This is a genomic window from Mycetocola reblochoni REB411 (assembly GCF_900163835.1).
Taxonomy (GTDB): domain Bacteria; phylum Actinomycetota; class Actinomycetes; order Actinomycetales; family Microbacteriaceae; genus Mycetocola_B; species Mycetocola_B reblochoni.
In genome coordinates this window covers 42,484-56,587 of sequence record NZ_FUKR01000053.1, presented here as the reverse complement: position 1 = coordinate 56,587, position 14,104 = coordinate 42,484, and the positions used below count along the sequence as shown (strand labels likewise).

Genomic DNA, 14,104 nt, shown 5'->3' with positions numbered 1-14,104 from the left:
GAACGCAGGACACCTCGGAGGTGTGCCGACGACGCGGGCTCGCCCGGCGGGCAACGCCCCGGGCCGTGGCGCACCGGCCCAGGCCGTGGCGCACCGGCACGGCCCGGGCTCGGCCTCCGCCGTGCTCCCGTGATCATGCTCCGGTGCGCATACGTCGTCCGCTACCCTCGTGCGAATGACCACTGAAGACGACGACGTGTCGGTCACGCGCGCCACGCGACCCGGATTCCTGTACTGGCTCGGCCGCACCCTCCTCATCCCGATCGTCCGGCTGTACTACCGTCCGATCGTTGTCGGCTCGACGAACGTGCCCCGCGAGGGCGCCGTGATCCTCGCGAGCAACCACCAGTCCTTCATCGACAGCATCGTGATCCCCGTGCTCGCCCCCCGGCCGGTGCGCTTTCTGGCGAAGGACTCCTACTTCACCGGCACCGGGATCTCCGGGCGTCTGAGTTCGGCGTTCTTCCGGGGGATCGGCGCCGTCCCCGTCGAGCGGGGCGCGGGTCAGGCCGCGCAGGCGGCGCTCGACACGGGGAAGGCCCTGCTCGACGACGACAACGCCTTCGCGCTCTACCCCGAGGGCACCCGCTCGCTCGACGGACGGCTCTACCGCGGTCGCACGGGCGTGGGCTGGCTCGCGCTGACGACGGGTGCGCCCGTCGTCCCGGTCGGCCTGATCGGAACAGACGAGTTGCTGCCCGTCGGCGCGAAGCGGCCGCGACGCGTTCGGGTCACCGTGGTGTTCGGCGAGCCGATCGACGTCAGCGGGCACGGGCCCGCGTCGAGCGGACGGGCGAGAAGACACGCGACCGACCAGATCATGGATGCGATCGCCGAGCTCAGCGGACAGGAGCGCGCGGGGACGTTCAACGAGGCTCCCCCCTCGGGTGCGGCCGAACGGATCGGCCGTGTGCTCCGTCCGGAACGGCTCTGACGGGCTTCGTCGCCTCTCATCCCCCGGTCACGCCGGGCTCAGGGCTCAGGGCTCAGGGCTCAGGGCTCAGGGCTCAGGGTCGTGGCCTCATGCCGTACGGGGAACGCCACCGAGTTCGCGATGAAGCACATCCTGTTCGCGTCCGCGTGCGCCTCGGCCGCGGCGGCGGCCATGCTGGCGGCGGCGACGGTCACGGTGGGTCTGAGCACCGCCTCGGTCACGCGACCTGTTCCGTCCGGCTCCGTGAGCATCGTCGCGCGCGCGGCGTCCGTGTAGGAGACGACGACGACGCCTCGTCGTGTCGCGGCATGCAGGTAGGACAGCAGATGGCACTCGCTGAGGGCGGCCAGGAGGAGTTCCTCTGGGTTCCAGCGCGCCGGGTCGCCGTGGAAGGCGCGGTCCGCCGATGATGGGATCGGCGGCTTGCCGTCCGCGGTGAGCAGCAGCTCGCGCCCGTAGTCGCGGTACCCGGAGGTCCCGCTTCCGCGATTGCCCTTCCATTCGACGGCGACCGCGTAGTGGTGGGATCGGCTCATGGGTCAAGGGTGGCACAGCCGCAGCGGTACGCTGAATGGCGTCCCCGCCCGCACCCCACCCCGGAGTTACCGTGCCTGATGTCTTCCTCGCCGCCGATGCCGAAGAGCTCGCGGTCGTGACCCGCAACGACTTCATCGAGTCGCGCCACCTCGGCTCTGCCGTGGTCATGTCCCAGCACGCGGACGTCATCCGACGGGTCGGCGACATCGACTCCCCCATCCTTCCCCGGTCCTGCATGAAGCCGTTCCAGGCGATCGCCGTCATGAATGCGGGGGTGAACCTCCGTTCCCTCGCCGCCGTGCTTGCCACGGCCAGCCACGCGGGAACCCCCGCCCATGTCTCGGTGGTTCGGAGCATCCTCGCCGAGGCCTCGCTGACGGAGGACGCGCTGCAGTGCCCGGCCGACCTGCCTGCGGACCGCGCCGCACGCGTCGAGGTCCTCAGGGATGGTGGCGGCCCCTCCCCCGTGTACATGAACTGCTCCGGCAAGCACGCCGCGATGCTGCTGGCCTGCGTTCGCAACGGCTGGCCGATCGACAGCTACCTGGACCCCGAGCACCCGCTCCAGCAGCAGATCCTCGACACCGTCGAGCGGTTCACCGGCGAGCGCCCCGTCGCCAGCGCCGTCGACGGGTGCGGCGCCCCGGTGCACGCGATGAGCCTTCGTGCCCTTGCGCGGGGCATCGCCCGCATCCGAACCTCGTCGCCGACCTCACCGTTCGCCCTCTACCGCAACGCGGGGATCTTGGTCGACGCCGTGATGAGCAACGGCTGGGCCATCGACGGGGTCGGGCGGGCGAACACCGTCGTCATCGACAGGCTGAGCGTTTTCGCGAAGCTCGGCGCGGAGGGCGTGATGGTGATGAGCGCGCCGGACGGCACGACGGTCGCGCTGAAGATGCTGGACGGCAGCCTGCGCGGCGCGACGATCGCCGGGCTGACCCTCTTGGCCGGTGCCGGCGCGATCCCCGCGAGCGACATCGACACCGTCCGCGGCGAGCTCGGGCTCGATGTCCTCGGCGGCGGGGTCGTCGTCGGCACGGTGCGGGCGTCGGAGACGATCGCGCTCAACCGCTGAGACGACGATCCGCCGCACGGGGCCGCCGCGTGGAACGACCCACAGGCACCGGTTCACCGTGTAGGGCGGCCGCACAGTCCCACCGTTCAGGAGTGGGAACTCGCTCCGTAGCTCCGAGTCGCAGAGCAGGACGTCGGCGTGGGCCCGTCGGCCCCTCAGCGCGTCCTCGACGCCGATGACCGCCCACCCCCTCGCCCTCATCTCGGCGACGAGCTCGGGGTCCGGCCAGCGGTCCGGGTCCTTGAGCACCACCTGGACCGTCCCCTCGCAGCCGTCCAGGGCCGCTGCCGCATGCCGCCCGCTCGGCGTGAAGCAGTGCCGTCGTGCCGGCGGTGCACCCGGATCGGTGCACTGAACTGGACGACCGCGCCAGACGCCCCTGCCCCGGGGCAGATCGCCCTCGCCGCTCCCGTCCGCATCGTGCGATCCGGCCCGTCCGGGCTCGACAACGGTCACGCCGAGCCGGAGCCGGGTGGACACCGCGTCGAGCCCGACGAGCGGTCCTCCGGACCGACGACTGCTCACGGCGACGACCGTGCCGCGCGCCGGAGCGGCCGCGGCCACCCGGATCAGCCGTTCGATGAACAGCTGCTGCTCGGACGCGCCGAGGCGACTGAGCAGGGTGTCGACGTCATCCATGAGGAGCCGGCGAGGGAGCGCCTCCTGCTCAGCGATCGCGTGATCGGCCCAGGCGAGCACGTCCCAGGCCTCCTCCGGGGTGCGAGCAGCATCAAGGAACACAGTGCCCGGCCGCCCGTCATCGAGCTGGCGTAGGACAGCGGTCCGACCGGACCCGGCCACGCCGACGACGAGGAGCGTCCCGTCCCGCTGCGGATCGAACGTCGCGAGCGACCGTCTGCGCGCATCGTGCTCCTCGCTCATCCCCAGGACCGACCGTGCCGGCCCCGGCACGGAACGGACGCCCGCTGGCCCCCGCTGGCGCTCGACGTCGTGCGATCCACCACCGCTCTCGGCGAGCCGCGCCAGGTCCGCATGCGTGACCCGTGCCGGAAGCGGGTCGAGCCAGAGCGGGTCCGATGCCGCCCTCGCTCCCACATGGGCGGCCCGTGCCATCGCCTCGGAGCGCTGCGCCATCGTGGGGGCTCCCCCGCGGACACGCTGCGTGCTCCCGCCCCGTGCGCACAGGAACGAGCCCACGGTGTCGAGCCTCTCCGCCCCGCGCACGCCGACGACGGCGAGCGACTCCGCGCCGTCGAGGACCGTCAAGCACATCCGCAGAGCGCAGTTGTTCTGGATCCTCGACCGGACCGCGCCGCCCAGGTTCTGTGTACTGACGATCACGTGGATGCCCAGGGAACGACCGCGCGCGGCGAGGTCGCCGAGCACCCGCTCGAACACGGGCGATGCTTCGACGGCGGCGACGAACTCGTCGACGACGACGATCAGTCGCGCCGGGCGCTCACCCGACGCCAGCTCGGTGACGTCCCGGACGCCGGCCAGCGCGCACCGTCTTTCGCGCTCCGCGAGCTCGGAGCTAAGAGCTCTGGCCACCCGGCTCAGGTCGGTGGCGCTGAGGTCGCTGACGAAGCCACGGCAGTGGGGCAGCCCGGCCAGGTCACCGAGGCCGGTGCCACCCTTGAAATCGACGACGGCGAAGGTGAGCCGATCGGGGCTGTGGCGCACGGCCATCCCGAGGAGCCAGGTCGTGATCAGCACGCTCTTTCCCGAGCCGGTGGTCCCCACCACGAGCGCATGTGGGCCGTCCCGGACGAGATCGACCTCGACCGCGGCGCCGTCCGCCCTGCCGACCGAGCCGACCAGGGTCGTGCCGTCGTACGCAGAGTGCTCGCCAGGTGTCCCACCGGTGGGAGAGCCGTCGAGCATCGATCCGGCGATCTCCGACGGCGACTGATCGGCGTCGTCCTCGCTCGCACCCCAGCGCGCCGCCCGTTCACCGAGTTCCCTCGCCATCACGGCGAGCTCCCCCGCCGACACCAGATCGATGCGGCACGAACGGTCCGGCAGGGACGACGCCGGCGTCCGGTCCCTGCCGAGTGCCGCCGGTATGCCATCGGGCACCGTCTCCTCGACACGAGTGCGCCATTCTCCTCCCCGGCTCAGCTCCAAGACATGGGTGGTCCCGGGTGGGATCGGCTCACCGACCGCACAGATCACGATACGGAGCGACCGCGCCCGTTCCGCACCGTCGTGCGCGGGCGTGGGCGGCCCCGCACCGAGAGCCCTGGCCTCGACGACGGAGACGACCACCCCGTCGGCGGATGCGGCGCGCCGTCCCCGATACGAACGCACGCCACGCGTGCACCCGCCGGCGTCCTCGACCGCCAACAGCGAGGGATGGACCAGGCGGAACGCCCCGGCGATCACCGCCCTGGCGACACCGTCGGCGACGGCACGCGGTGCGCGGATCGCCACAACGGAGGGCAGCGGCAGCAGGACGGAGCGCTGCCCCCGAGCCGTCGCCCTGCTCCGACTCGACGAGCCCAGGAGAACCCGCCCGTGGTTCGCGGCCCGGGGTGCCCGGCGATGAACCTCGATGGGTTCCCGCTTCTCCATCCCGACGGGAATCGCGCGACACACGCCGTCCCACTCGGTCCCCCACCCCGCATCGGCTCGCCGTTCCCTCGGCGGTAAGGACGGCGGCGCACCGTCCCCGTGCGAGTCCCGGGGCCGCTGCTGCCCCCGCCGGGGGCGCTCGCGGCCCAGCGCACGCTGGTCGAGGGCCGAGGCGAGCATTCCGGCAGGCGCCAACACCGAGAGCAGCAAGGACACCGGGCTGCCAGTGACCGCGAACATCACCGGTCCGATCGCGGCGGACACCAGCATGCTTCGGACCCGGAACCTGGCAGCGCCACGTGCCGGATCGGGCTGCGCCTGCCGCTCAGCTCCCGGCTCGGACGAGGATGGCTGTGCCGGCCGGGCCGAGAACGGGTCGGAGCGCTCGCCGTGCCGCGCCGGTCGTGTTCGGACGTCTGCTCGGATCATGCCGACGAGCCTGCGTCATCGACCGCCCCATTCCGCCGCGCTGCCCGGGGACCGTGGGATCGTCCCGGCCCTCCGCCGGTGGTGAGGACCGGCCGATGCCCGCCCCGGTGGGACCCGTCAGTCCGACGTCACCATCTCGTCAAGGACGACGACCGACACGTTGTCACGGCCCCCGTTCTCCAGCGCGGCCCCCATCAGGGCGACCACCGCCTGCTCCGGCGACTCCGCCGCGAGAAGGAAGTGCCGGAGCCCGTAGTCGGTGAGCTCCTTCGTCAGGCCGTCCGAGCAGATCAGCCACCGGGAGGCGCGCTCCGGGACCGCGTCACTGTAGTCGGGCACGGACTCGCCCGAGAACCCGACGGCCCGCGTGATCACGTTGCTGTGGGGATGGTGTTCGGCCTCCTCCGGCGTGATCGCGCCGATGCTCAGCAGCTCCTGGACGACCGAGTGGTCGAGCGTCATCTGGCTGAGCTCCTCGCCGACGAGACGGTACACGCGCGAATCGCCGACGTTGAACACCGTCCACGACACCCCCGCCGGCTGGACGGGCGAGGTGTCCGCGAGAATCCCCGTCACCGTGGTCCCGGTGCCCACGTCGCTCTGGCCGATCTCCAGCTCCATGTCCTCGACGGCCTGGTCGAGCGCGTCCGTGACCGCGTCCCTGTCGACGGGCCGCGGGTTCTGCACGGCCTCGGACAGCCGGCGCACGACCGCGGCGCTGGCGATGTCCCCCGCCTCATGGCCGCCCATTCCATCGGCGACGACGAACAGAGGGTACGAGGCGAGGAAGGCGTCCTGATTGACCTCCCTGCGACGGCCGGTGTCGGTCGCCGCGGCCCAGCTCAGCTCGGCGACGACGCCTGCCTCGCCATCCAGGCGCCGCGAGCCCGTCTCCACATGCAGCTGGGTCATGCTGTCCTCTCTCTCCTGATGCCGCGGTGCCCTCAGCACCTAGCGGCTCCCCGACGATGCGGCGAAGATCTCACCGATGTGCGCGGCCTCGCTCGGGTCCGGACGCCACCGCGACGCGGCCGCGTTCTGGGCCGCCTGCTCCGGCGTGGTCGCCCCGGCGATCACACTGCTGAGCGCCGGGCGGGTCAGAAGCCAGCCGAACGTCGCCTCGAGCATGCTGACGCCGCGCTCCGTGCAGAAGCGCTCGTAGGCGTCCATGGCCTCCCACGGTGCCGAGTCGAGCAGGTGGGGACGCTGACGCATGATCCGGCTGTCCTCCGGGCCGCCCGTGCGGCTGAACTTGCCGGTGAACAGACCGTTGTACAGCGGGAACCACGGCAGGAATCCGATCCCGAAGTGCTCGGCGGCGGGAAGCACCTCCCGCTCGGCCGAGCGCTGGATGAGATTGAACTCGTTCTGCGCGCTGATGAAACGCTCGGTCCCGGACAGGGCCGCGGTGAGCTCGGCTTCGGCGATCTGCCATCCGGCGAAGTTGGAGTGCCCGATGTAGCGGATCTTCCCCTCGTCGACGAGCTCGTCGAGCGCGGCGAGGGTCTCGCCGATCGGGGTGACCGGGTCGGGGGTGTGCAGCTGGTACAGATCGATCCAGTCGGTACCGAGGCGGCGCAGCGACCGCTCGATGGCGAGGCGGACGTATCGTCTCGAGCCGCGCGCACCGTGATTGGGGATCCCGGCATCGATGTCGGCGTGGCCGAACTTGGTCGCGACGACGGCCTCGTCCCTGCGGCCCCGCAGTGCGGCCCCCAGCAGGGTCTCGCTCAGTCCTGGCTCGACGCCGTACACGTCGGCGGTGTCGAACAGGGTCACGCCCGCGTCGAGCGCCCCGTGGACGACGGCTCGCGCGCCGGCTTCGTCGTGGCTCTGCGTGCCGCGCCGGCCCAGGTTGTTGCATCCGAGGCCGACAGCGGAGACGATGAGACCGGAACGCCCGAGCGGGCGGTACTCCATGTCAGACATGAATCCCAGGCTACTGCGTTGACGGCCCCGCTGTCCTCCTCAGCCGTCACACCATCGCGGCGGTTCCCATTACCCCTCATTCCCCCGACGGGGACTCCGGTCCCTCACCTAGTGTCCGGGCCATGATCCGCACAGAGAACAGCCATCACCTTCTGATGACCACGCCGCTCGGCGTCCTGCTCCTCACCGCCGACGAGGACGGGACGGCCATCGCCGGGCTGTCGCTGCGGGACGAGCACTCGCCCTGGCCGGAGACGCTCCCCCTCGCGGACGGCGGCCACCCGATGGTGCTCGACGCCGCGGCGGAGCAGATCGCCCGCTACCTTCGCGACCCGGGGGCGCCCCTCGACATCCCCGTCTCCGTGCCGACGGGCACCAGCGCGGAGGAGCGGCGGGTGTGGGAGTCCCTCACCCGGCTGCCGGCGCGGCACGCAATCGGGGTCAGCCGCCTGGCCACGCGCGTCGGGTTGCCCCGACGCACCGTCGAGAGCGCGCTCGACCGGGTGCCCGTGCCACTCCTGCAACCCCGCCATCGGGTGCTCGGTGCGGGCGGGCTTGTGCTGCCCCGCTCCGAGCGACACCGCGGTTCGCTGACTCGGCGCCTCCAGGAGCACGAGCGCATCCCCTCACTGCCCTGACGCTGCCTGTCACACGCTCCGGCGCCGAGGCGGCAGCGATCACGGCGGTGTCGGCCCCGGCCCGCCCCTCACGCCGCGCCATGCTGATCCCAGAGGATCACCTCGCCCGGCGCCGCAGCGTCGAGATCGAACGACATCCCCTCCGCGCGCGCCCAGTCGACGAGTTCACGCGCGGAGGAAGCTTCGTCTGCCGAGCGGATCACCGCCGATGCCAACCGCCCCTTGGCCGCCTTGTTGAAGTGGTTGAGGGCCGCTCCGGAGCCGTTCCCCGACAGCACCCGCACGTACACATGCGGAACGTGCTCGGGTACGGGACTCAGGGCTCTGTAGGACTCGGAGCGGGCATCCACGATGAACTCCTCCTCGTCCCAGACGCCCGCCGTCGCCCGCGTCCAGTGCCGCTTCAACGGACCGACGGGGCGCCCCGTCGTCGCGGACAGACGGTAGGCGGGGATCGCGTCATCGGCACGTACCGGTCCGAACAGCGCCGACTGGACGATGATGCGCCGGCCCGCCGCGGCCCAGTCCCGACCGCTCAGGGACCCGGCGTCGAGCGCGTCGTAGAGCACCCCGGTGTAGCGCTCCAGCGCCCGACGAGTCGGCGACCGCAGAACGACACGGTCGACCTCGACCTCGCCACGGAGCCGATCGCCGAGCTTGAGGACCCGTCGCGCCTCCCCCTCGTCCTGGCACAGCTCCACGAGACGCTCGATGACCTGGAGCCGGGCGTCCCGCAGGGACGGAGCGTAGAGGGCCGAGAGATCGACGGCGGGCCCCGTGCCCCCCTGCTCCTTCGTCTCGGACGGAGGAAGCAGAAGACGCACGGGGCCCGCTATCTGTTGTAGTGCTGGTGTGGAGCGGTCAGGAGACCAGCGACGCGTCGCCGGCGACCACGGAGACCACATCGCGGTCCACGGAAAGGAAACCCTCCGTGGCCGTGGCGATGACCTTGCTGCCGTCGGCGAGGGTCACGCGAACCTCGCCCTTGTCGAGGATCGCGAGGGTCGGGATGTGACCGGGCATAATGCCCATCTCCCCGTCGATCGTCGTGGCCACGACCATCGCGGCCTGCCCCGACCAGACCTCGTGGTCGGCGGCGACGACGCTCACCTGCAGTGAAGAGGACGCGGCCATGATCAGCCGTTCTCCTTCTGGATGCGAGCCCACTGCTCCTCGACGTCGGAGATTCCACCGACGTTGAAGAAGGCCTGCTCGGCGACGTGGTCGAAGTCACCGCGAGCGATCGCGTCGAACGACTCGATGGTCTCCTTCAGCGGAACCGTCGAGCCCTCGACACCGGTGAACTTCTTCGCCATGTAGGTGTTCTGCGACAGGAACTGCTGGATGCGGCGGGCGCGGGCGACGGTGATCTTGTCTTCCTCGCTGAGCTCGTCGACACCGAGGATCGCGATGATCTCCTGCAGCTCCTTGTTCTTCTGGAGGATCTGCTTGACCGTCGTCGCGACCCGGTAGTGGTCGTCGCCGATGTAGCGCGGGTCCAGGATGCGGCTGGTCGAGGTCAGCGGGTCGATCGCCGGGTACAGACCCTTCGAGGCGATCTCACGGCTGAGCTCGGTCGTCGCGTCGAGGTGGGCGAACGTCGTGGCCGGGGCCGGGTCGGTGTAGTCGTCGGCGGGGACGTAGATCGCCTGCAGCGAGGTGATCGAGTGCCCGCGCGTCGAGGTGATGCGCTCCTGGAGCACACCCATCTCGTCGGCGAGGTTCGGCTGGTAGCCCACAGCGGAGGGCATGCGGCCGAGCAGCGTCGAGACCTCGGAACCGGCCTGGGTGAAGCGGAAGATGTTGTCGATGAAGAGCAGCACGTCCTGCTTCTGGACGTCGCGGAAGTACTCCGCCATCGTCAGCGCGCTCAGCGCCACGCGGAGACGCGTGCCCGGCGGCTCGTCCATCTGGCCGAAGACCAGGGCGGTCTTGTCGAAGACGCCGGCCTCCTCCATCTCGTGGATGAGGTCGTTGCCCTCACGGGTGCGCTCACCGACGCCGGCGAACACCGAGACACCACCGTGGTCCTGGGCGACACGCTGGATCATCTCCTGGATGAGGACGGTCTTGCCGACACCCGCACCACCGAACAGACCGATCTTTCCACCCTGGACGTAGGGGGTCAGGAGGTCGATCGACTTGATGCCGGTCTCGAACATCGTCGTCTTCGACTCGAGCTGGTCGAAGGCGGGGGCCTTGCGGTGGATCGGCCAGCGCTCGGCGAACTCGACCGTCTCGTCGCCCTCGAGGTTGAGGACGTTGCCGGTCACGTCGAAGACCTTGCCCTTGGTGGCGTCGCCGACGGGGACGGAGATCTGCTCGCCGGTGTCGGTCACCTCCTGGCCGCGGACCAGACCGTCGGTCGGCTTCAGCGCGATGGCACGGACAACGTCGTCGCCCAGGTGCTGGGCGACCTCGAGGGTCAGCGTCGAAGTGACGTCACCGATGGTGATCGTCGTGGTCAGCGCGTTGTAGACCTCGGGGATCGCGTCGTGCGGGAACTCGATGTCGACGACCGGACCGGTGACGCGAGCCACGCGGCCGATGCCGGCCGGCTTCTGCTCGGTCGCCGCGCCGTCGGCGATGGCGGTGGAAGTCATTGCTCTATCTTCTCTCTTCGTCTTCAGAATCTACTTCGCGGACGACAGGGCGTCTGCGCCGCCGACGATCTCACTGATCTGCTGTGTGATCTCGGCCTGACGGGCGTTGTTGCGGAGTCGGGTGTAGTCGGTGATGAGCTTGTCCGCGTTGTCGCTGGCGGACTTCATCGCCTTCTGTGTCGCCGCGTGCTTGGCTGCGGCCGACTGGAGGAGGGCGTTGAAGATGCGCGACTCGACGTACACGGGCAGGAGCGCGTCGAGCACGTCCTCCGCGTCCGGCTCGAAGTCGTACAGCGGAAGCGGCTCACCCGCGGCGACCTCGGCGACGCCCTCGACGATCGCGAGGGGAAGCAGACGGACCGTCTGCGGCTCCTGCGTGATCATCGTGAGGATCTTGTTGTACACGACGTGGATCTCATCAACGCCGCCCTCGGCGGCCGGCGTCATGAAGGCCTCGAGCAGCTTGCCCGCGATCTCCTTGGCCGTGCCGTGGTGCGGGGTGTCGGTGTCGCCCGTCCACTCCGCGACCCACTCCTGCTTCCGGAACTGGAAGTAGCCGACCGCCTTCCGCCCGATCAGGTAGAAGACGACGTCCTTGCCCTGCGAGCGCAGCAGTTCGGCCAGCTCCATGGCCTCGCGGATCACCTGGGAGTTGAACGCCCCGGCCAGGCCGCGGTCCGCCGTGAAGATCACGACGGCCGCGCGCTCGACGGTGGCGGGCTCGGTGGTGAGCGGGTGGTCGATGTCGGTGTGGGTCGCGACCGCCGACACGGCGCGGGTGATCGCGTCGGAGTAGGGCCCCGACGCCTTCACCCGTGCCTGCGCCTTCTGGATGCGTGAGGCGGCGATGAGCTCCATCGCCTTCGTGATCTTCTTGGTCGTCTGAGCGGACTTGATCCGCTGCGTGTAGACCCGAAGCTGAGCGCCCATGCTTTAGCGGCGACCCTTCACGATCTGCTCCTGGCCCACCTCGGACTCGTCGAGCGCCTCGACCGTCTCGGTGAGCGGCTTGCCCTCCGAGGTCTGGAACTCGCCGATGAAGCGGTCGACCTCGGCCGAGAGCGCGTCACGGGTGTCGTCGTCGAGAACGTTGGTCTCGCGCAGCGTGGTCAGGATCGTGCTGTTGCGACGCAGGTGGTCGAGCAGCTCGGCCTCGAAGCGCAGCACGTCCTCGACGGGGACGAGGTCGAGCTTGCCGTTCGTTCCGGCCCAGATCGAGACGACCTGCTCCTCGACGGGGTACGGCGAGTACTGCGGCTGCTTGAGGAGCTCGGTCAGACGCGCACCGCGCTCCAGCTGACGACGGCTGGCCGCGTCGAGGTCGGAGGCGAACATGGCGAAGGCCTCGAGCGAGCGGTACTGGGCGAGCTCGAGCTTGAGCGTTCCCGACACCTTCTTGATGCTCTTGACCTGCGCGTCGCCACCGACACGGGAGACCGAGATTCCGACGTCGACGGCCGGACGCTGGTTGGAGTTGAACAGGTCCGACTGCAGGAAGATCTGGCCGTCGGTGATCGAGATCACGTTGGTCGGGATGTAGGCGGACACGTCGTTCGCCTTCGTCTCGATGATCGGAAGACCGGTCATCGATCCCGCGCCGAGCTCGTCGGACAGCTTCGCGCAACGCTCCAGCAGGCGGGAGTGCAGGTAGAACACGTCACCGGGGTACGCCTCGCGGCCCGGCGGACGGCGCAGCAGGAGCGACACGGCACGGTAGGCCTCGGCCTGCTTCGACAGGTCGTCGAAGATGATCAGGACGTGCTTGCCGTCATACATCCAGTGCTGGCCGATGGCGGAGCCGGTGTACGGCGCCAGGTACTTGAAGCCGGCCGGGTCGGACGCGGGCGAGGCGACGATGGTGGTGTACTCCATCGCACCGGCCTCCTCCAGCGCGCCCTTCACGGAGGCGATGGTCGAGCCCTTCTGGCCGATGGCGACGTAGATGCAGCGGACCTGCTTCGTCGGGTCGCCGGTCGCCCAGTTCTCCTTCTGGTTGATGATGGTGTCGATCGCGATCGCGGTCTTGCCGGTCTGGCGGTCACCGATGATCAGCTGGCGCTGGCCACGGCCGACGGGGATCATCGCGTCGATCGCCTTGATGCCGGTCTGCAGCGGCTCGTGCACGCTCTTTCGCTGCATGACGCCGGGCGCCTGCAGCTCGAGGGCGCGGCGGCCGACGCTGGCGACCTCGCCGAGGCCGTCGATCGGGGCACCGAGCGGGTCGACCACACGGCCGAGGAACGCGTCACCGACGGGGACGGACAGGACCTCGCCGGTGCGGGTCACCTCCATGCCCTCCTCGATGCCGGCGAAGTCGCCGAGGACGACGACGCCGATCGCGTCCTGGTCGAGGTTCTGGGCCAGGCCCTGAACACCGTTCGAGAAACGGATGAGCTCGTTGGCCATCACACCGGGCAGCCCGGAGACGTGTGCCACGCCGTCAGCCGCGTCGATGACGTGGCCGACCTCGGTCTTGCCGGGCTTGCTCGACTCGTAGCTGCCCACGAAGTCCTTGAGCGCGTCCCGGATCTCATCGGGACTGATTGTCAGATCTGCCATCATCTTCCTTTTGCGTTGCGAAGGCTTCTGGCCTTCGTGGGGTGATCCGCATCGGATCCATGTCGAGAGAGGGTTAGCCGGCCAGTTTCTGCCGGAGCTCGGAAATGCGGGTGCTGACGCTCCCGTCGATCACGTCGCCGGCGATCTCGACCCGCAGACCGCCCAGCAGGCTGGGATCGACGACGACGTCGAGGTCGACCGCCCGTCCGTAGCTGGTGCCGAGCTCGGCGGCGAGCCGAGCCGACTGGTCGTCGTCGAGCGGGGCCGCAGCGCGGACCTCGGCGACCAGACGCCCGGCCTGATCGGCCACGATCCGTGCGGCGTGCACGAGGAGCGCCCGAGTACGACGGCCGCGGGGCGACCGCACCAGGTGGGCGGTGACGGCGACCGCTGCGTCCGAGACCCTGCCGGAGAACAGCCGCTCGACCAGGACGGCCTTCGCCGCCGGATCGCCGAGCCTGCTTCCGAGGGCGAGCTCCAGCTCCGGGTCGGAGGCGATAGCCCTGCCGACGGAGAGGAGCTCCGCGCTGAGCACGCGGGCGTCGGACGTCCGTGCGTAGGCACGGAGACCGATCTCCTCGAGACCGTCGACCAGTTCGGCTGACGAGGACCACCGTGACGACACGACGGCCTCGATCACCGGCAGAGCCTCCGGTGCCGCGCTCTGGCCGAACAACCGCGACACCAGGGCGATGGTCGCCCCCGAGTCGGCGGTGGCGTCGGCCAGGGCGCTCAGCAGTGCGGGGTTCTCCGAGAGCACGCGAGCCGTGGACAGCACGTCGGCCGCCGCGCGGGCGTCGGACGAGGTGCCCTCGAGGACTCCCCGTGCCGAGGCCAGAGCTTCACGCGATGCGCTACCCAT

The 14,104-nt window shown here is 70.3% G+C and carries 12 protein-coding genes and 1 pseudogene; 3 read left to right on the top strand and 10 right to left on the bottom strand.

Going from position 1 to position 14,104, the window contains the following annotated elements; translation table 11 throughout:
- The first annotated feature begins 175 nt into the window (after window positions 1-175).
- The gene (locus FM119_RS09480; protein ID WP_087137503.1) at window positions 176-934 is read left to right on the top strand and encodes a lysophospholipid acyltransferase family protein; all 759 of its coding nucleotides are present in this window, start codon (window positions 176-178) and stop codon (window positions 932-934) included.
- Window positions 935-993: 59 nt separating this feature from the next.
- Here the strand turns inward: FM119_RS09480 and FM119_RS09475 are convergent, their stop codons facing one another.
- Entirely contained in the window at window positions 994-1,470 is a 477-nt protein-coding gene (locus FM119_RS09475; protein WP_087137501.1) for an OsmC family protein, read from the bottom strand.
- Window positions 1,471-1,541: 71 nt separating this feature from the next.
- Here FM119_RS09475 and FM119_RS09470 point away from each other — a divergent pair, with 71 nt between their 5' ends.
- Entirely contained in the window at window positions 1,542-2,549 is a 1,008-nt protein-coding gene (locus tag FM119_RS09470) for an asparaginase (RefSeq protein ID WP_245827417.1), read from the top strand.
- Between the two features lie 1,449 nt (window positions 2,550-3,998).
- Here the strand turns inward: FM119_RS09470 and FM119_RS14365 are convergent.
- From FM119_RS14365 to FM119_RS09455, 3 genes and pseudogenes are all read right to left on the bottom strand, one after another.
- Window positions 3,999-4,394: pseudogene (locus tag FM119_RS14365) on the bottom strand (FtsK/SpoIIIE domain-containing protein); the annotation flags it as partial.
- A 1,236-nt stretch (window positions 4,395-5,630) separates the two neighbouring features.
- Window positions 5,631-6,425, bottom strand: a complete 795-nt coding sequence (locus FM119_RS09460) for a PP2C family protein-serine/threonine phosphatase (protein ID WP_087137495.1) — start codon at window positions 6,423-6,425, stop codon at window positions 5,631-5,633.
- A 39-nt stretch (window positions 6,426-6,464) separates the two neighbouring features.
- Complete coding sequence (locus tag FM119_RS09455; protein ID WP_087137493.1) at window positions 6,465-7,442, bottom strand: aldo/keto reductase; 978 nt, start codon at window positions 7,440-7,442, stop codon at window positions 6,465-6,467.
- A gap of 122 nt (window positions 7,443-7,564) precedes the next feature.
- On the opposite strand from FM119_RS09455, the gene FM119_RS09450 reads away from it, so the two are divergent.
- Window positions 7,565-8,080, top strand: coding sequence for a methylated-DNA--[protein]-cysteine S-methyltransferase (locus tag FM119_RS09450; protein WP_087137491.1), 516 nt, complete (start codon window positions 7,565-7,567; stop codon window positions 8,078-8,080).
- Window positions 8,081-8,148: 68 nt separating this feature from the next.
- On the opposite strand, the gene FM119_RS09445 is transcribed toward FM119_RS09450, so the two are convergent.
- The 6 genes from FM119_RS09445 to FM119_RS09420 form a co-directional block, all read right to left on the bottom strand.
- The gene (locus FM119_RS09445) at window positions 8,149-8,904 is read right to left on the bottom strand and encodes a YaaA family protein (protein WP_087137489.1); all 756 of its coding nucleotides are present in this window, start codon (window positions 8,902-8,904) and stop codon (window positions 8,149-8,151) included.
- A gap of 37 nt (window positions 8,905-8,941) precedes the next feature.
- Window positions 8,942-9,214, bottom strand: a complete 273-nt coding sequence (locus FM119_RS09440; protein ID WP_087137487.1) for a F0F1 ATP synthase subunit epsilon — start codon at window positions 9,212-9,214, stop codon at window positions 8,942-8,944.
- Between the two features lie 2 nt (window positions 9,215-9,216).
- A complete protein-coding gene (atpD, locus tag FM119_RS09435; RefSeq protein WP_087137485.1) occupies window positions 9,217-10,683 on the bottom strand; it encodes a F0F1 ATP synthase subunit beta in 1,467 nt (488 codons plus the stop codon).
- 30 nt (window positions 10,684-10,713) lie between these two features.
- Complete coding sequence (locus tag FM119_RS09430; protein ID WP_087137483.1) at window positions 10,714-11,613, bottom strand: F0F1 ATP synthase subunit gamma; 900 nt, start codon at window positions 11,611-11,613, stop codon at window positions 10,714-10,716.
- Between the two features lie 3 nt (window positions 11,614-11,616).
- Window positions 11,617-13,242 (bottom strand): F0F1 ATP synthase subunit alpha, encoded by a 1,626-nt coding sequence (atpA, locus tag FM119_RS09425; protein WP_087137481.1) that lies wholly within the window; start codon window positions 13,240-13,242, stop codon window positions 11,617-11,619.
- 73 nt (window positions 13,243-13,315) lie between these two features.
- Window positions 13,316-14,104, bottom strand: coding sequence for a F0F1 ATP synthase subunit delta (locus tag FM119_RS09420; RefSeq protein ID WP_087137479.1), 789 nt, complete (start codon window positions 14,102-14,104; stop codon window positions 13,316-13,318).